This window comes from Micromonospora chaiyaphumensis, from assembly GCF_900091435.1.
Classification (GTDB): Bacteria; Actinomycetota; Actinomycetes; order Mycobacteriales; family Micromonosporaceae; genus Micromonospora; species Micromonospora chaiyaphumensis.
Map to the genome: position 1 here is coordinate 626,881 of NZ_FMCS01000002.1, position 17,281 is coordinate 644,161.

The following is a 17,281-nucleotide window of genomic DNA, read 5'->3' on the forward strand; positions in this document are numbered from 1 at the left end:
CCTGCGGTTGAGTCGGGTCAGGCGCGGCCGACCGGCCACACCATCCGGACCTCGGTGCCGACGCCCTCGTCGACCGGGCGGACCTGCAGGTCCTCGACGAAGCCCGCGAGCAGGGCGAAGCCCACCCCGGTGGTCAGCGCGTCCTCGCTGAGCGACTCCTTGGCCAGCTCGTCCGGAGGCAGTGCGGCGAGCCCGATGCTCGCCTCGATGGGTGCACGGTCCACCACCCGCACCGTGTACGCCCCGCTGTCGGACATCTCCACGTAGACGGGGTCGGGCAGCCCGTACTGCCGGTGCAGTGCGACCGCCCGGGTGCACGCCTCGCCGATGGCCAGGCGCACCTCGTCGAGCAGGTCCTCGCGTACCCCGGCGCGGCGGGCCACCGCGACGCCGACCAGGCGGGCGGTGCGGACGTGCACCGGCGCCGGCGAGAACGACAGCTTGACGGTCGCCATCACGCGCCGGCGCCGGTCGCGTCGGCGTCGATCGCCGCGTCGACCGTGGGATGCAACGGGAACACCTGGTCCAGGGCGGTGATCCGGAAGATCTTGAGCAGCGGCTCCTTGTCGCAGACCAGCGCGAAGGAACCGCCGGCCGAGCGGAGCCGCTTGAGCGCGCCGACCAACACGCCGAGACCGGTCGAGTCGAGGAAGTCCACCCGGCCCAGGTCCACCACGACCCGGCGGGCACCGCCGTCGATCAGCTCCAGGAGCCGTTCCCGCAGGCGCGGCGCGGTGTAGACGTCCACCTCACCGCCGACCTCGAGCACCGTGTGCTCCCCCACGGTGCGGGTCGCCAGCGACAGCTCCATCGGCCCCTCCTCGGTAAGCTCTCCTGGGCATCTAACCATCCCCCCGCGTGACCCCCTCGGGTCACCGGCGAAGGCTTCCCCATACCCCCGCCCCGCGGTTTCCAATTCCGAACACCAGTGCGAGAGTGCAGGACGTGACTTCCGACGGCTCCAGCTCGGCGCGGTTGGCGCCGCGCCACGACCCGGAGCCGCCGTCCGCACCCACCGTGCCGGGACCGAGCGGCCCCGGACGGCCGCCGGGCGAGCTGCTGCGCCGGCTGCGCCTGCGGCACGCCACCGATCCGGTCACCCATGTCGAGCGGGTGCCGGCCCGGGCCGGCGAGCCGGCGCCGTGGCCGGACTGGGCGCCCGACGAGCTGCGGGCGGCGTTCGCGCGGCGCGGCGTGGTCGCGCCGTGGCGGCACCAGGCCGAGGCCGCCGAGCTGGCGTACGCGGGGAAGCACGTCGTGGTGGCCACCGGGACGGCGTCCGGCAAGTCGCTGGCGTACCAGCTCCCGGCGCTGGGCACCCTGCTCGCCGACCCGCGCGCCACGGTGCTCTACCTGGCCCCCACCAAGGCGCTCGCCGCCGACCAGCTCCGCGCCGTGGCCGGCCTCGAACTGGAGGGGGTACGCCCCGCCACCTACGACGGGGACACCCCGCGCACCGAGCGGGAGTGGATCCGCCGGCACTCCCGGTTCGTGCTGACCAACCCCGACATGCTGCACCGCGGCATCCTGCCCGGGCACGCGCACTGGTCGGGCTTCCTGCGCCGGCTCGCGTACGTGGTGGTCGACGAGTGCCACACCTACCGGGGCGTGTTCGGTTCGCACGTGGCGCACGTGCTGCGGCGGCTGCGCCGGCAGTGCGCGCGCTACGGGCGTACCCCGGTCTTCGTGCTGGCCTCCGCCACGTCGGGCGACCCGGCGACGGCGGCCGGGCGGCTCACCGGCCTGCCCGTCGCGGCCGTCACCGAGGACACCTCGCCGCGCGGCGGGGTGACCTTCGCGCTCTGGGAGCCGCCGCTGCTCCCTGATCCTGTTTCTGGAGAGGTTTCCGACCTCGCTCCGGTCCGCCGCTCAGCGCTGCGGGAGACCGCGGACCTGCTCGCCGACAGCGTGATCGAGGGGGTACGCACGCTCGCCTTCGTCCGGTCCCGGCGCGGTGCCGAGGTGGTCGCCGCGAACACCCGGCGGGCGCTCGACGAGGCGGTGCCCGGGCTGGGCGACCGGGTGGCCGCCTACCGGGCCGGCTACCTGCGCGAGGAGCGCCGCGAGCTGGAACGCGCGCTGCTCACCGGCGACCTGCTCGGGCTCGCCTCCACCAACGCGCTGGAACTCGGCGTCGACCTGGTCGGGCTGGACGCCGTGCTGATCTGCGGCTGGCCGGGCACCCGCGCCTCGCTCTGGCAGCAGGCCGGCCGGGCGGGCCGCTCCGGCGACGAGGCCCTCGCGGTGCTGGTGGCGCGGGACGACCCGCTGGACACCTACCTGGTGCACCACCCCGAGGCGCTGTTCGGGCGGCCCGTCGAGGCGACCGTGCTCGACCCCGCCAACCCGTACGTGCTCGCGCCGCAGCTCGCCTGCGCCGCGCACGAGGCCCCGCTCACCCCGGCCGACCTGGAACTCTTCGGCGAGGGCGCCAAGGAGGCGGTCGACTCGCTGGTCGAGGCGGGGGCGCTGCGGCAGCGGCCCACCGGCTGGTACTGGCGGCACCGCGAGCGCCCCGAGGTCGACCTGCGCGGTGAGGGCGGGGCACCGGTCTGCGTGGTGGAGGAGTCCACCGGGCGCCTGCTCGGCACCGTCGACGGCGGCTCCTCGCACTTCCTGCTCCACACCGGCGCGGTCTACCTGCACCAGGGCGTGTCGTACGTGGTCGACTCGCTCGACCTGGCCGACGGGTGCGCCCTGGTGCACGCGGAGGAGCCGGACTGGTCCACCCACGCCCGGGACGTCACCTCGCTGTCCGTGGTGTCCGTCCGGTCCTACGTGGACGCCGGGCCGGTCGGGCTCTTCCTCGGCGAGGTGGACGTGACCAGCCAGGTCGTGTCCTACCAGCGGCGGCGCATCGCCACGGGCGAGGTCATCGACACCCGGCCGCTCGACCTGCCGGCGCGGGAACTGCGCACCGTCGCGGTCTGGTTCACCCTCTCGCCGGAGTCGCTGGCCGTGGCCGGCGTCGAGGCGGCGGACATCCCGGGCGCACTGCACGCCGCCGAGCACGCCGCGATCGGCCTGCTGCCGCTGATGGCGACCTGCGACCGGTGGGACATCGGCGGGCTCTCCACCGCCCTGCACCCGGACACCGAGGCGCCCACCGTCTTCGTCTACGACGGCCACCCGGGCGGGGCGGGTTTCGCCGAGCGGGCGTACGGGACGGCCACCGCCTGGCTGCGCGCCACCCGGGACGCGATCGCCGAGTGCGGGTGCGAGTCGGGCTGCCCGTCCTGCGTGCAGTCCCCGAAGTGCGGCAACGGCAACAACCCGCTGTCCAAGCCGGACGCGGTCAAGGTCCTCGACGTGGTCCTCGCCAACCTGGCGGCGGCCGAGGGCGGGCGCGGGGCGGTGCTGCCCCGGCAGGAGGGCCGCGCCGCGGACTGACCTCCTGCTTGGTGGGACGGGTGCATGAGTGGGGCGGCATCGGGGCATTGATGCATGGGAGCGCTTCCATATCCCGAGATCCTTCGCGCCGGAGGTACCGCCGTGGCCGACACGATCGCCGAGACCGTCGACCTGCTCTACACGATCGACCAGGAGAACCTCACCCCCGACCAGCAGATCGCGCTGGGCACCGCGCTGGCCAGCCTCGCGCAGGCGGAGCGCCTGGACCAGATCAACGAGCGCCTGCGCGGCATCCACCAGGTGCTCAACGCCTGGGCCATGAAGGCGACCGTCGACGGCGGCCGATGACCGTCCGGGTCGGCGGGTGGACGGCGGTCGATCGGATCACCGGGCGGCACGGGCCGGGCGCGGGCGGACGGTGACGGTGGGGTTGTGCGAGACTCCGGCGTTACCTCTTCAAGGAGACCAGATGCAGCTCGACAGCTTGCAGGCCCAGCAGCGGTTCATCGTCCGGCAGCGGATCCGGATGATGGTCAACCAGTACGAGGTCCACTCGGTGGCGCCGGACGGCTCGGAGGGTGGGCTGCTCGCGTTCGCGCAGCAGAAGCGGCTCGCGTTCAAGGAGCAGGTGACCATCTACACCGACGACTCGAAGCAGTACCCCCTGCTCGGCTTCAAGGCCCGGCAGCGCCTCGACCTCGGCGCCACGTACGACGTGACCGACCACGCCGGCACCCCCATCGGCCTGTTCCGCAAGGACTTCGCCCAGTCGCTGCTGCGCTCCACCTGGCACGTCGAGCAGGCCGGCCTGCCGCAGATCACCGGGCAGGAGCGCAGCCTGCCGGTGGCCCTGCTGCGCCGCTTCGTCGACTCGCTCTCCTGGCTGCCCTACCACTTCGACTTCGTGGCGAACGGCCAGCCGGTGTTCTCGGTCGACAAGAAGTGGGGCCTCCGCGACCGGTACGTGGTCGACATCCACCACCCGCAGATCGACCGCCGGGTGGTCATCGCCATGGCGGTCGGCCTGGACGCCCTCCAGTCCCGCTGACGCGGAAAGTTCAGCCGGCACCGATCGACGCGGCCGGTGTCGAGGCGGTGGTCTGCCGTCCCGACACCGGCTGCGGTTGTCATTGCCGCGCGGGCCACCCTGCACCGTCCGCGCTCGTCAGCCTCGGCTCGGGCCGGCCCGGGAGGTCGCGGTCGCCGCGCGGGCGAGCCAGGGCAGCGGAGCGACCGTCACCTCCGTCGTCACGACGACGTCGAGACCGTCGAGCCGGCAGGCGGTGAGCCGGCCGCCGTTGGCCGCCGCCAGGTCGGCGGCCCGTCCACACGCCGCCTCGGCGCCTTCGAGGGCCCCGGCGGCGCCGGCGAGAGCCCCGAAGTCTGCGGCGTTCCGGGCCTGGTGACGCGCGCACCGGGCCGCGCCGAGCGCGGCGCCGAGGAGCCCGACCAGCACGAGCACCAGCCCCACCGCGAGCAGGCACACGGTCGCCCCGCCGCGATCGGCGGCCGGGCTTCCCCGCCCGTCGACCACCCTTCCAGCCCGGTCCGCCCACCGGCCTCGTCCGCACCCGTGAGCAGGCGAGCGGGGTGGAGGACTCGGTGCGCAGCGGCCCGGACGGGCCCGGCGGATCCCGCCGCACGGGGTCACGGGTGCGGCCCCGGCGTGCCGGGTTCGACGGCGGCCACCGCGGTGCCCGACACGGTGAGCCGGGGCAGGCGGGCGCCGAAGCTCCGGACCGGCGCCCGCACGGTGACGATGACGCGGTCGCCCACCACGGTCACGGCGATGTCCGCGCCGGCCGGGGCGTACCGGGAGCCGGCCGCCGATCCGGGTTCGCCCCGCGCGGCGGCGAGCGCCGCCTCCCGGGCCGCGTCGAGACAGCCGGCCCGCGTCGTGACCGCGTCGACCGCCGTGAGACCGGCGAAGAGGAGAAGCATCAGCGCCGGCAGGCCGGCCGCCAGCTCGGCCGTGAACGAGCCCCGCTCCCGGGCACCCCAGGGTCGGCGCCCGTCGGGCCGTTCCCGACGCCCGCGATCCGCTGCGCTTGACGGGCAGCCCTGGTCGGGACCGGGTCGGCGGCCGACCCACCGGCGGCGGGTCACTTCAAGGCCCGGTCGATGACGGCGGTGAGCGCCGACTGCACGTTGCCGGAGGTGAGCACCTTCAGCAGGATCCCGGCGAAGGCGACCGCGGCGAGGGTGCCGACGGCGTACTCGGCCGTGTTCATCCCGGCGTCGCCGCGCAGGCGGGTGAGGAGTTTGCGCATGTCGTACTCCCTTTCCTCGGGTTTCACAGCACGTCGCCCAGGACGGCGACGATCACCGGCACCAGACCGGCGAGAATGAAGGCGGGCAGGAAACAGAGCCCGAGCGGCAGCACGATGAGCACCCCGGCCCGCCGGGCGGCGGCCTCGGCCGCGGTCGAGCGGTCGGACCGCAGGTCGTCGGCGAGCCGGGTGAGCGCGCCGGCCAGCGCGGCACCGCTGCGCGACGACCGGATCGCGCCGGTCACCAGGGGCTCCGCACCGGGCACGGGTCGCAGGTGGTCCCACGCCTCCGCCGCCGTGCCGCCGAGTTCCAGCGTCCGCCCGACCCGGCCGAGCCGGTCGGCGAGCGGTCCGCCGAGTGCCTCGGCCACCGCCAGCACCGAACGGTCCACCGGTGCGCCGGCCCGGAGCGCGGCGGCCAGCAGGTCGGCGGCGAGGGGCAGGTCGGCGGTCTCCCGGAGCCGCCGGTCGCGGACGGCCCGTGGCTCGACCCGGCGCAGCAGGCGGTCGGCGGCCGTCCCGGCCACGGCGCCGACGAGCAGCCCCGGCCAGCCGCCCACCACGACAAGTGCGGCGACCCCCGCCAGGCCCGCGCCGAGGCGGATCCGGTCCGGCCACCAGGACGGGCGGCTCCGCTCCGCCCGGCGGGTGAGCGCCAGGACGCGCAGCCGCCGTGCCGGACGGGCTGCCGGACCGGGGGCGACCAGGAGCAACGCCGCCGCGCCCAGGCAGGCCGCGGCCACCACCGGCCGCGACATCAGGCGGCCCGCCCAGGGGCAGCGCCCAGCCGCTCCGCCCACAACAGCCCGCCGATCTGCAACGCGACGGCCGCGACGGCGCTGCCGCCGCCGACCGGGGTGTGCAGGAGCACCGCCACCGGGTCGACACCGATGGCGTAGCCCAGCCCGATCCCGCCGACCGGTAGCGCGGCGAGCAGCCAGGCCGTCGCCCGGGCGCCGGCCGCCTGCGCGGCTGCCGCGGCCAGACCCCGGTCCGCCGCCCGGGCGTCGGCCTCGACCCGTTCGAGCAGGTCGGCCAGGGGCGCCCCGGTGCGGTCGGCCAGCCGCACGGCGGCCTGTGCCAGCCGGGCGGCGCGCCGCGAGCCGTCGCCGAGCCCGCCAGCCGGAAATCCGGCCCGCACATCAGCGCCGAGCGCACCGCCCTCCGGCAGCACGGCCTGCACATCGGCGGCGATCGCGCCGCCCGCCGGCAGTCCGGCCCGGAGGTCGGCGGCGAGCGCGCCGAGTTGGTCCAGGTCGCGGCGGTGGGCCAGGTCGGCGGCCTGGCGGGCCCGCCGGCGCAGCACCGCCCGGGCCGCGAGCGTGCCGTACGCGGCCAGCACCAACGCGGCCACCGGACCGCCGAGCAGCCCTCCGGCCCCGGCACTGACCACGGCCGCCGCCGTCAGGACGGGTCGCCCGGAGAGCGGCGCATGAGCGGCAGGACCGGACGGCGTCGGTTCGGATGTCGATGCGGTTGCACCCGATCCCCGGAACCGGAGCGCGGCGGCCAGCCGGAGAGCGCGATCGACGGTGAAGGCGGCAGACGGCTGACGTGCGTCATCGGCGGGGGCCGTAGCAGTTGCTGCCCGCGACCCCGGTGTGCGATCGGCGGGTAGCTGAGCTGCGGCCCGCCTGGACCGGGGCTCACCGGTGGAGACGAGCCCGGATGTCGGGCGGGTCGGGTCCCGGCGCCCCGGCGGGCGGCCGGGAGGGGGACGGTCGGCGGGAGGTCCGAGCAGCGTCGCGGGGCGGCGGAAGACGCTGGGGTGGGGCAGGCGCACCCTCGGTCCAGGCCCCGCACCGGGGCGTGCGTGCAGCGGTCGGATGGCACCCTGGCCGGGAAGGCCGCCCAGGTCGAGGACGGTGTGCCGCCGGGCCCGGGCGGCGCGTACCGGCCAGGCGATCGCCGCCGCCGCGCCGGCCAGGAGCACGGCCGCCAGCCACACCTGGCCGGTCACGACGGGTCCGCCGAGCCGGGCCACGGAGCACTGAGGATCGGCGGCACGGCCACGCCCCGCTCGCGGAGCAGGGCGCCGAGCGGCCGGGCGGCGAGGCCGAGGCCGCGCCCGCGTATCCAGGCGGGGACCACGGTGACCACCCGGTCGGGCCCCTCGGGGAGGAGCAGGCCGACCGACTCCAGCACCCGGCCCTCGGTGGTCCGCCGGACCTGGAGGAGGACCTGGAGCGCGGCGGCGACCTGGGCGTGCAGGGCGGCCCGGGGCAGGCCGCCGAGCATCCCGAGCGCCTCCAGCCGGGCCGGTACGTCCGTCGGGGCGTTGGCGTGCAGCGTCCCGGCTCCACCGTCGTGGCCGGTGTTCAACGCGGCGAGCAGGTCGACCACCTCGGCGCCCCGGCACTCGCCCACCACCAGCCGGTCCGGCCGCATCCGCAGCGCCTGACGGACCAGGTCGCTCAGCCCGACCGCTCCGACGCCCTCCACGTTGGACGTGCGCGCCTGGAGGCCGATCACGTGCGGGTGCACGGGCCGCAGCTCGGCCGCGTCCTCCACCAGCACGATCCGCTCGGTCGCCGGCACGAGCCCGAGCAGCGTGTTGAGCAGGGTGGTCTTGCCGGAGCCGGTGCCGCCGGTCACCAGGTAGGCCAGGCGGGCCGCCACCACGGCGGCGAGCAGCGGGGCGACCGGCCGGGGCACGGTGCCCTGCCGGACCAGCTCGTCGAGGGTGAACGGCCGCTGCCGGAAGGTGCGCAGCGACAGGTAGGGCCCGTCGGTCGCCACCGGTGGCAGCACGGCGTGCAGCCGGGTGCCGTCGGGCAGGCGGGCGTCGGCGTACGGGGAGGCGTCGTCCAGCCGGCGCCCGGCGGCGGCGGTGAGGCGCTGGGCCAGCCGGCGTACGTCGTCGACCGTGCCGAGCGGCACGGCCACCTGGTGCAGCCCCCGCCCCCGGTCGACCCAGACCCGGGTGCCGTTCACGAGCACGTCGGTGACCTGCGGGTCGGCCAGCAGCGGCGCGAGCGGGCCGGCGCCGACGAGATCGTGGTGGACCCGGTCGGCGATCCGGAGCAGGGCGGTGTCCCCGAGCACGGCGGCGTCCGGCTCGGCGCGTACGGCGGAGACGATGGCCGCGGGGGTGACCGGCGTGGCCTCGGCGGCGAACCGGTGCCGGACGCGGGCCGCCAGGTCACCGGAGTCGGCCGGGCCGCTCACGCCGCACCCGCGGCGGGCGCGTCGGTCAGCTCGTCCAGGAGCCGCTGGCAGAGCACGGCGAGCGGGCCCTTCCCGGTGGCGGCCGGCGCCTCGCCCCGTTCCAGCCCCCGGCCGAGTCCCGGCTCGGGCCGGAGCGTGCCGGCGAGCGGCAACCCGAGCGCGCGGGCCACCTCGCCCGCCTTGAGCCGGCCCGGGGAGGGGCCCCGCACGATCACCGCCAGGTCGGCGCAGTGCGGGCCGGCCACGGCGACCACCCGGGCCGCGGCGGCGGTGGCCCGCAGCTCCGCCGGGACGACGACCAGCGCCCGGTCGGCCGCCTGGAGGGCCACCACGGCCGCGTCGTCCAGGTGCCGGGGCAGGTCGAGGACGACCACGTCGCGACCCCGGCGGGCGGCGTCGACGGTGGCGGCCATCGCCTCGGCCGGCAGGTGGCGGAGGGCGCCCCGGTCCCAGGAGAGGACGACCAGGTCGCCACGGCTGGGCAGGGCCCGGACCAGCGACGGCGGGTCCACCCGGCCGTCGGTGCCGGCGAGGCCGGGCCAGCGCAGCCCTTCGAGCTGCTCCCAGCCGAGTACGAGGTCCAGGCCGCCGCCGAGCGGGTCGGCGTCCACCAGGAGGGTGCGCAGCCGGGCCCGGGCCGCGGTGACGGCGAGGCCCCCGGCCAGCACGCTGGCCCCGGCGCCGCCCCGCCCGCCGAGCACCGCCACCACGCGGGCCGGGCCGGCACCGGGCGGCTCGCCCACGCACTCGGCGAACCGGTCGACCAGCCACGGCTCGGCGGCGGGCAGCGTGGCGACGTGCTCGGCGCCGATCAGCTCGGCGACCTGCGTACCCGGATCGAGCTGGCCGGAGCGACCCACCAGCACCGTGCGGGGCCGGCGCGGCAGGCGGGCCCGCAGGCAGGCCTGCGCCTGGTCGGCGCCGACCAGCACCAGCGGCGCCGGCGTCCAGCGGGCCCGGGCGGCGGCGGGATCGGCCGCCAGCTCGACCTCGGTGCCGCCCGCAGCGGCGAGCCGCAGCAGCTCGTCGAGGAGGTCGCCGTCGGCGGTGACGAGCAGGGGCAGCCGGCGGAACGGCGGCAGCGGGGTACGGGGCGGCATGGCGGCCTCCAGCGGTCGGACTCGGACGTGCCGCGGAGCAGCCTGCCGCCGGGCCCACCGGGCAACCGCCCGCCACCACCTCCCCTGTGGACGGCGACGACCGTTGTGGACAACCCCCGGCCGCCGGATCGATCTGCTATGGCGACGGGAGCCTGCCGCGATCCGCGTCCACCCTTGATCGCACCTCGATCGTGCCCCTGTCCCGGTCCTGACCTACCCGCAGGCGGGCGACCGGACCCACCATGGTCCGGCCGCCCGCCCACGCGGGGACCGCCGCCGTACGGTCAGCCGGTCCGGCCCGGCGCGTCCACGATCCTGCCGGCGACCCGGATCAGCTCGACCTCGACGTCGCCCTTCTTCAGGGCGACCCCCTCGGGCGTCGTGTGGTCCTGGACGACGACGGTCCGGCTGCCGAGGAACTCGTGGGTGGCCGGATCGAGCAGGATGTCCTCCCGCCGCCAGCCGTCCTGCACCATCCCCATCGCGATCGCCGGGCGGCCGTCGAAGTCGACCGGCTCGTCGGACCGGGTGACGCCGGGGAGCAGGGCCAGGGCCCGGAGCAGGGTCGCCTTCACACCGGGCGGCAGCACGTTGTCCCGCAGCATCGACTCGATCAGCAGGTACGAGACGGCGTCGCCGTCCTTGCCGGACTGACTCCGGGTCCGCAGCCAGTCGAGCAGCGCCCGCGGATCGGTAGGCAGGCCAGCCAGCGTCGGGTAGTCCTGCGGCGGCATGACCTGAGGCAGATCCGTGCTCTCCGGCATGACTTCGAGCTTGCCGTCGATCATCTCGGCAGCCTGCCGCCCGTCGGCCCGCTGCCAGGACCGCGTGGTCTCGCGGGTGGCCTGGCCCTTGTCCTCGGCGATCTTGCCGCGGACCATCCTCAGCTCGACGTAGGTCCACTGGTCGCGGCGTGGTGGGGTGAACGGTTCGCTCTCGGCGTGCACGGCGGCCAGTTCGAAGGTCTGCGCGACCGGCCCGCTCGCCACGTACGGCGCCGGCCGTGCCGGCGGAGCCGCCGGGCCGAGGCCACGGACCGCGACCACCCCGGCGACCAGTGCGGCGGCGCCGACAGCGGCGAATCCGGCACGCCAGGCCCACCCCGGCAGGCGCCGGCCGCGCCGCTGTGGCGGGCTCGGCACGGTGGCCGCACGCTCGGCGATCCGGGCCAGCAGCGCCGCCCGGGCCCGGTCCCGGGCTTCGGGCGCGGGCGGCTCGGCCTCGCTCCAGCTGTCGCGCAGGGCGGTGATGTCGTCGATCACTCGGAATCCTCTCCGGTTGCCGTCGGATCGGCGCCACCCAGCGCCGCCCGTAACCTCTTGCGCGCCCGGTGCAGCCGGGACCGGACGGTGCCAGCGGGAATCTCCAGTGCCCGGGACACCTCTTCGCACGTCAGGTCCGCCCAGGCGACCAGCAGCACCACTTCCCGGTCGGAGGGTGAGATCTCCGCCAGTGCCGCCGCGAGCCGCGCGCGCACGGCCTGCGCGTCAAGGCGTACGGCGATCCGGTCGGCCGGCCCGTCGTGGCCGTCCCGGTCGGCGTGCTCCGCCCGGGCCAGCGCCCGGTACTGTCGCGCCTCGGCCCGCCGGTGCCCGGCGATGAGGTTCGACGCGATGCCGAACAGCCACGGCCGGGCGCTGTGCTGCGTGGTGTCGTACCGGCGCCAGTGGTCGAAGGCCACCAGGAAGGTCTCCGCCGCCACGTCGTCGGCCAGATCGCGGCCCAGTCGTCGGCTGGCGTAGCCGTGGATCGCCGGGTAGTAGCGGTCGAAGATCGCGTCGAACACCGCCGGATCCCCGTGCATCCGGCTGATGATCTCGGCGTCGGTCTCCTCGGCGTCGGTGCACACGTCTCGTGTCACCACACCCATGAATTCTCCTTCTGTTTCCCGCGTCCCCTCCTGCGCGCCGAGGGCTCACCCCTACTTCGCCGCGGGCGGCCGGAGTGTTCGCGGCGGCAGCCCGACGAAACCGCCCGCTGGGCATACTGAGTATGCTGCCCGCCGTGCGGATTGATCATCGACCGGTGGCACTCACCGCCGTGCCGGGTGGCCTCCTGCTCGGCTTCCTGGACTTCGTGTGGATCAAATGGGTGCCGTATCCCTTCGCGGAGCTCGGCAACTCCACGGCCACCTGGGCCGTCGCCGCCTTCGCCTTCGGCTGGTGGCTCCGGTCCGGCCCGGTGCGCGCGGCGCTGGGGGCCGCCGTCCTGCTCGTCGTCGCCGTGCCGAGCTACTACCTCACGGCGACCCTGCTCCAGGGCGACGACCTGGCCGTGTTGTGGGCGCCGACGTCGCTGCTCTGGATGGCCTTCGGCGTGCTCGCCGGGATCGTCTTCGGCACCGGTGGCACCTGGGCCCGTCTGCCAGGCCCGCGACGGATCGTCGGGACCGCGCTTCCGGCCGCCGTCTTCTTCGAGGAGGCGGCACGATTTGCCAGCCGGCCGGGCGCGGCCTGGAACGTCGCGATCGACGTGGCGCTCGGCGTCCTGGCCGTCGTGCTCGTCGGCCGATCGAACCGGCAGCGGGCGCTCGCGTTGGCCGTGGCGGTGCCGGTCGCCGCCGTCATCTTCGTCGGCTTCGCGCTGGCCGCCGGATTCTGAGCGGCCGGTACGATCGCGAGCTTGTTCTCACTGCCGGAAGCCCACGAGATCCGCGTACGGCTGCCCCGGCAGTTCCCATCCTGAGAGTAGGTTTCGTCAATGGCATGCCGAATCAGTGAGCTCGTGCTCAAGTGCCGCGACCCCGAGGTGCTGGCGCGGTTCTGGTGCGAGGTCCTCGACTTCGTCGAGCTCGATCGCGAAGCGGAGGGCTGCATCGAGATCGGCCCGCGCGAAGGGTTCGGCGGCCCGCAGCCGACGATCTTCCTCATCCGCAACGACGAGCCGAAGAACGGGCCTGCCCGGCTGCACATCGACGTCAACGCCACCGACCGCGACCAGGACGCCGAACTTGAGCGCCTCCTGGCCGCCGGGGCCAAACTCGTCGACATCGGTCAGCCCGCGGATGCGTCCTGGCACGTCCTCGCCGATCCCGAAGGCAACGAGTTCTGCCTGCTCAGGCGCCGCCTCGACCCGCTCTGACGGCCCTCGTCCGAACGGACGGACGCTGGCGGCCCCGGCGGCGGCCTGCTCGGCTCGCCCCGCCCCGAATAGGGACGACCCCCGTCGGGGGGAGACGGGGGTCGTCGTGAGGTTCGGCTCCGGGGGGGTCGAGCCGAACCCACTCAGCGGTCACGGGGGGTGCAACCGCCGAGGGCCTTCATTGACGGGTTGTGAGCTCCCGTCGTGAGCACAAGCATGCCGCAATGGACCCTTATACGTCGAGTGGTGTCCACTCCACGCAACGCTAAATCGTGGTACGAGTGTGTGACCGCCGTCACTCAGAGGAGTGGCATGCCCCCACCGGCCCGCTCCCGGGGCCCCGGGGACCCGCCGTCCGTGCCCCGTCGGGCTAGACTTTCGCGCCGTGGGCCGGAGTGCCGCTTTCTTCGATCTCGACAAGACCGTCATCGCCAAGTCGAGCGCACTGGCGTTCGGTCGGCCGTTCTACCGGGACGGGCTGATCACGCGCCGTGACGTGGTCAAGTCGGCGTACGCGCAGCTGATGTTCCGGCTGGGCGGCACCGACGAGCAGACCATGGCCCGCACCCGGGACTACCTCGCCACGCTGTGCAAGGGTTGGCCGGTGGACCAGGTCCGCCAGATCGTCGCGGAGACGCTGCACGAGCTGATCAACCCCTACGTGTACGCCGAGGCGGCCGCCCTCATCGAGGAGCACCAGGCCGCCGGGCGGGACGTGGTGCTGGTGTCCGCCTCGGGCGAGGAGATGGTCCGTCCCATCGGCGAGCTGCTCGGGGTGACCGACGTGATCGCCACCCGCATGGCGGTGGCGGACGGCCGCTACAGCGGCGAGGTCGAGTTCTACGCGGCCGGCCCGCGCAAGGTCGACGCCGTCGGCGAGCTGGCCCAGGCCCGCGGCTACGACCTCGCCGACTCCTACGCCTACTCCGACTCGTACAGCGACCGGCCGCTGCTGGAGTGCGTGGGGCACCCGACCGCGGTCAACCCGGACCGGGCGCTGCGCAAGCTGGCCGCGGAGAACTCGTGGCCGGTGCTGGAGTTCCGGCACCCGGTGCCGCTGGGGCGGCGGCTGCGGGAGCGCCCGGCCGTGCCGGTCGCCGCGGCGGCCCTGGGCGTGGGCGTCGGCGTGGCCATCGGCATCGCCTGGTACGGCCGGCACCGCCGCACCCGCGCGGCCACCACCCCCACCGTCTGAGGCCGCGCCGAGCCGCGCGGCGGTTCAGGACGCGGCGAGGATCTCGTCGCCGATGAGCGTGATCTGGTCCGCGCCGACCTCGACGGCCGCCATGTAGTGGCGCAGCCAGGAGCGCAGCCCGTCGGGGGTGCCCGTGGCGAAGGCGCCGGCCGCGCCCACGTACTCGGGTTCCCGCTCCCGGTGGCCGACGTCGACGGCGACCAGCCCGCGCGGGTCGAAGCCCGTGGAGATCAGCACCAGCCGGGCGGCCGCCCGCGCCACCACCCCGGACGGGCCGGCGAACGGGCGCAGGTTGAGCAGTTCACCGTGCACCACGGCGGCCAGCACGAGCGGCGGCACCTTCGTGCCGCCGGCCACCAGGCCGGCCAGCCCGTCGAGGCGAGCCGCCACCACCGGGTCCGCGACCGGGCGGCCCAGCTCGGCCTCGGCCACGACGTCGCGGGCCGCGAGCACGTGCAGCCGGGCGAGCGCCTGGCGGGGCGCCTTCGGCCAGAGCTCGCTCAGCCCAGGCAGTGCTCCCGCCACCCGCAGGGCGCCCTGGAGCAGCGGATCGGTGACCGTACCCGCGCGTACCTCCTCGCGGTCGTGCACCCGGCCCTCCAGGGCGGCGCTGGCCACGGCCGAGCGGAGGCTGACCTCGGCGGCGACCTGGCCGCCCTGGCGGCGCAGCGCGCGGTGGCGGTGGGCCTGGTCGACCCGGTCGCGGGCGCGCTCGACGGCGGGCGCGATGTCGGCGAGCGCGAGCAGCGGGGCGAGCGGGTCGGTGGTCACCCCGCCACGCTAGCGATCCCCGCACCCGGCCGGAGCGCCAGCCGCCGGAACGCGACGCGAGCCACTCTCCGCTACTGCTCGGCGCGCGCGGAGGGCCACTGGGCGCGTGACGGCTGACCGGGCGGTCGCGGCGGAGGGTGCGCCCCGACTAACCTCTCCCGGGTAGGAGACGCAGGTCACGCGATGAAGGAGTCACCGCATGAGCGAGGCATTGGCCAACTTGCTGAACGAGACGCGCCAGTTCCCGCCGCCGGCGGAGCTCGCCGCGAACGCCAACGTCACCGCCGACGCGTACGGCGAGGCGGCCGAGGACCGGCTCGCCTTCTGGGAGCGCCAGGCCGGGCGGCTGCACTGGCACCGGCAGTGGGACCAGGTGCTCGACTGGTCGAACGCGCCGTTCGCGAAGTGGTTCGTGGGCGGTCAGCTCAACGTGGCGTACAACTGCCTGGACCGGCACGTGGAGGCCGGCCACGGCGACAAGGTGGCGATCCACTGGGAGGGCGAGCCGGGTGATACCCGCACCGTCACCTACGCGGACCTGCACAAGCTCACCTGCCAGGCGGCGAACGCGCTGACCGAGCTGGGCGTCACGGCCGGCGACCGGGTGGCCATCTACCTGCCGATGATCCCCGAGGCCGCGGTGGCGATGCTCGCCTGCGCGCGCATCGGCGCCACGCACAGCGTGGTCTTCGGCGGCTTCTCCGCCGACGCGCTGACCAACCGGATCCAGGACGCCAGCGCCAAGGTGGTCATCACGGCGGACGGCGGTTTCCGCCGGGGCAAGCCGTCCGCGCTCAAGCCGACCGTCGACGAGGCGGTGGCGAAGTGCCCGTCCGTCGAGCACGTGCTGGTGGTGCGCCGCACCGGCGAGGAGGTCGCCTGGTCGGGCAAGGACCACTGGTGGCACGAGACGGTGGAGACGGCCTCGCCGGAGCACACGGCGCAGCCGTTCGACGCCGAGCACCCGCTCTACATCCTCTACACCAGCGGCACCACGGCCCGCCCGAAGGGCATCCTGCACACCACCGGCGGCTACCTCACCCAGGCGTCGTACACCACGCACGCGGTCTTCGACCTGAAGCCGGAGACGGACGTCTACTGGTGCACCGCCGACATCGGCTGGGTCACCGGGCACTCCTACATCGTCTACGGCCCGCTCTCCAACGGCGCCACCCAGGTCATGTACGAGGGCACCCCGGACACCCCGCACAAGGGCCGGTTCTGGGAGATCGTCGACAAGTACAAGGTGAGCATCCTGTACACCGCGCCCACCCTGATCCGCACCATGATGAAGTGGGGCGAGGACATCCCCGCCGGTTACGACCTCTCGTCGCTGCGCCTGCTGGGCAGCGTGGGTGAGCCGATCAACCCGGAGGCGTGGATCTGGTACCGCCAGCACATCGGCCGGGGCGAGCTGCCCATCGTGGACACCTGGTGGCAGACCGAGACCGGCGCGATCATGATCTCCCCGCTGCCCGGTGTCACCGAGGCCAAGCCCGGCTCGGCCATGACCGCGCTGCCCGGCATCGCCGCCGACGTGGTCGACGACCAGGGGCAGTCGGTGCCCAACGGCGGTGGCGGCTACCTGGTGCTGCGCGAGCCGTGGCCGTCGATGCTGCGCACGATCTGGGGCGACGACAACCGCTTCATCGAGACCTACTGGTCGCGCTTCGGCGCGGGCGCCAACCACGGGGACGACTGGGTCTACTTCGCGGGCGACGGCGCGAAGAAGGACGACGACGGGCACATCTGGCTGCTCGGCCGGGTCGACGACGTGATGCTGGTGTCCGGCCACAACATCTCCACCACCGAGGTGGAGTCGGCGCTGGTCAGCCACCCGGCGGTGGCCGAGGCGGCCGTGGTGGGCGCGACCGACCCGACCACCGGCCAGGCGATCGTGGCGTTCGCCATCCCGCGCGGCAGCACGGAGATCTCCGGCGCGGCCGGCGAGCAGCTCATCGCCGACCTGCGCAACCACGTGGCGAAGACGCTCGGCCCGATCGCGAAGCCGCGGCAGATCATGCTGGTGCCGGAGCTGCCGAAGACCCGCTCGGGCAAGATCATGCGCCGGCTGCTGCGGGACGTCGCGGAGAACCGGTCGCTCGGCGACGTCACCACGCTCCAGGACTCCTCGGTGATGGACCTGATCTCCTCGGGGATGGGCGGCGGCAAGTCCGACGAGGACTGAGCGCACACGTACCCCTGACGGTGGGTGGCGGTCCGGACGGGCCGCCACCCACCGTCGTTCTGTTGAGACACCTGTCGGAAGTTCGGTGGAGGCCCGGCAGGCTGATCGGCCAGAGGCTATGTCGCCCCCTGTCGATGGAGCGCCTCTTCGGTTAGGT

Annotated in this window: 18 protein-coding genes and 1 pseudogene; 7 read left to right on the plus strand and 12 right to left on the minus strand. The window is 75.1% G+C overall.

From position 1 onward, the window contains the following. Positions 1-17: 17 nt before the first annotated feature. Both GA0070214_RS08805 and GA0070214_RS08810 read right to left on the minus strand, forming a co-directional pair. Positions 18-455 carry an ATP-binding protein gene (locus GA0070214_RS08805; RefSeq protein ID WP_091261158.1) on the minus strand — a complete coding sequence of 146 codons (438 nt, stop codon included), beginning with the start codon at positions 453-455 and terminating at the stop codon, positions 18-20. Then, positions 455-811: an STAS domain-containing protein gene (locus GA0070214_RS08810; RefSeq protein ID WP_091261160.1), complete on the minus strand. Its 357-nt coding sequence runs from the start codon at positions 809-811 to the stop codon at positions 455-457. Before GA0070214_RS08810 ends, GA0070214_RS08805 begins: the two co-directional genes overlap by 1 nt. Positions 812-975: 164 nt before the next feature. On the opposite strand from GA0070214_RS08810, the gene GA0070214_RS08815 reads away from it, so the two are divergent. From GA0070214_RS08815 to GA0070214_RS08825, 3 genes are all read left to right on the plus strand, one after another. Then, on the plus strand, positions 976-3,390 hold the full coding sequence (locus tag GA0070214_RS08815; RefSeq protein WP_091261162.1) for a DEAD/DEAH box helicase: 2,415 nt from the start codon (positions 976-978) through the stop codon (positions 3,388-3,390). Positions 3,391-3,492: 102 nt separating this feature from the next. Then, positions 3,493-3,699: a hypothetical protein gene (locus GA0070214_RS08820; RefSeq protein ID WP_091261163.1), complete on the plus strand. Its 207-nt coding sequence runs from the start codon at positions 3,493-3,495 to the stop codon at positions 3,697-3,699. Between the two features lie 121 nt (positions 3,700-3,820). Beyond that, complete coding sequence (locus tag GA0070214_RS08825; protein WP_091261165.1) at positions 3,821-4,399, plus strand: LURP-one-related family protein; 579 nt, start codon at positions 3,821-3,823, stop codon at positions 4,397-4,399. Positions 4,400-4,516: 117 nt separating this feature from the next. Here GA0070214_RS08825 and GA0070214_RS08830 read toward each other — a convergent pair whose 3' ends face one another. From GA0070214_RS08830 to GA0070214_RS08870, 9 genes and pseudogenes are all read right to left on the minus strand, one after another. Continuing rightward, positions 4,517-4,885: an Rv3654c family TadE-like protein gene (locus tag GA0070214_RS08830; protein WP_091261167.1), complete on the minus strand. Its 369-nt coding sequence runs from the start codon at positions 4,883-4,885 to the stop codon at positions 4,517-4,519. A gap of 113 nt (positions 4,886-4,998) precedes the next feature. Continuing rightward, positions 4,999-5,316 carry a TadE family type IV pilus minor pilin gene (locus GA0070214_RS08835; RefSeq protein ID WP_091261498.1) on the minus strand — a complete coding sequence of 106 codons (318 nt, stop codon included), beginning with the start codon at positions 5,314-5,316 and terminating at the stop codon, positions 4,999-5,001. Positions 5,317-5,453: 137 nt separating this feature from the next. Further along, on the minus strand, positions 5,454-5,621 hold the full coding sequence (locus tag GA0070214_RS08840; protein WP_013283643.1) for a DUF4244 domain-containing protein: 168 nt from the start codon (positions 5,619-5,621) through the stop codon (positions 5,454-5,456). A 23-nt stretch (positions 5,622-5,644) separates the two neighbouring features. After that, on the minus strand, positions 5,645-6,379 hold the full coding sequence (locus GA0070214_RS08845) for a type II secretion system F family protein (protein WP_091261168.1): 735 nt from the start codon (positions 6,377-6,379) through the stop codon (positions 5,645-5,647). Next, positions 6,379-7,107 (minus strand): annotated as a pseudogene (locus GA0070214_RS08850) (hypothetical protein); the annotation flags it as partial. The gene GA0070214_RS08845 and the pseudogene GA0070214_RS08850, both read right to left, overlap by 1 nt. Before the next feature lie 470 nt (positions 7,108-7,577). Beyond that, positions 7,578-8,789: a TadA family conjugal transfer-associated ATPase gene (locus GA0070214_RS08855; RefSeq protein WP_091261170.1), complete on the minus strand. Its 1,212-nt coding sequence runs from the start codon at positions 8,787-8,789 to the stop codon at positions 7,578-7,580. Continuing rightward, positions 8,786-9,889, minus strand: a complete 1,104-nt coding sequence (gene ssd / locus GA0070214_RS08860; protein WP_091261171.1) for a septum site-determining protein Ssd — start codon at positions 9,887-9,889, stop codon at positions 8,786-8,788. The genes GA0070214_RS08855 and ssd overlap by 4 nt, the downstream gene beginning before the upstream one ends. Positions 9,890-10,173: 284 nt before the next feature. Continuing rightward, the gene (locus tag GA0070214_RS08865) at positions 10,174-11,151 is read right to left on the minus strand and encodes a CU044_5270 family protein (RefSeq protein WP_091261173.1); all 978 of its coding nucleotides are present in this window, start codon (positions 11,149-11,151) and stop codon (positions 10,174-10,176) included. Next, the gene (locus GA0070214_RS08870; protein WP_091261175.1) at positions 11,148-11,759 is read right to left on the minus strand and encodes an RNA polymerase sigma factor; all 612 of its coding nucleotides are present in this window, start codon (positions 11,757-11,759) and stop codon (positions 11,148-11,150) included. The genes GA0070214_RS08865 and GA0070214_RS08870 overlap by 4 nt, the downstream gene beginning before the upstream one ends. Before the next feature lie 155 nt (positions 11,760-11,914). Here GA0070214_RS08870 and GA0070214_RS08875 point away from each other — a divergent pair, with 155 nt between their 5' ends. The 3 genes from GA0070214_RS08875 to GA0070214_RS08885 all read left to right on the plus strand — a co-directional run bounded on the left by GA0070214_RS08875 (position 11,915) and on the right by GA0070214_RS08885 (position 14,165). Next, positions 11,915-12,490 carry a DUF6518 family protein gene (locus tag GA0070214_RS08875; protein WP_244167601.1) on the plus strand — a complete coding sequence of 192 codons (576 nt, stop codon included), beginning with the start codon at positions 11,915-11,917 and terminating at the stop codon, positions 12,488-12,490. A gap of 99 nt (positions 12,491-12,589) precedes the next feature. After that, positions 12,590-12,970, plus strand: coding sequence for a VOC family protein (locus GA0070214_RS08880; protein WP_091261179.1), 381 nt, complete (start codon positions 12,590-12,592; stop codon positions 12,968-12,970). 385 nt (positions 12,971-13,355) lie between these two features. Continuing rightward, a complete protein-coding gene (locus tag GA0070214_RS08885) occupies positions 13,356-14,165 on the plus strand; it encodes an HAD family hydrolase (RefSeq protein WP_091261181.1) in 810 nt (269 codons plus the stop codon). 24 nt (positions 14,166-14,189) lie between these two features. Here GA0070214_RS08885 and GA0070214_RS08890 read toward each other — a convergent pair whose 3' ends face one another. Continuing rightward, a complete protein-coding gene (locus tag GA0070214_RS08890) occupies positions 14,190-14,936 on the minus strand; it encodes a Fic family protein (protein ID WP_091261183.1) in 747 nt (248 codons plus the stop codon). 199 nt (positions 14,937-15,135) lie between these two features. On the opposite strand from GA0070214_RS08890, the gene acs reads away from it, so the two are divergent. Continuing rightward, entirely contained in the window at positions 15,136-17,124 is a 1,989-nt protein-coding gene (gene acs, locus GA0070214_RS08895; protein WP_091261185.1) for an acetate--CoA ligase, read from the plus strand. The last annotated feature ends 157 nt before the right edge of the window (positions 17,125-17,281 follow it).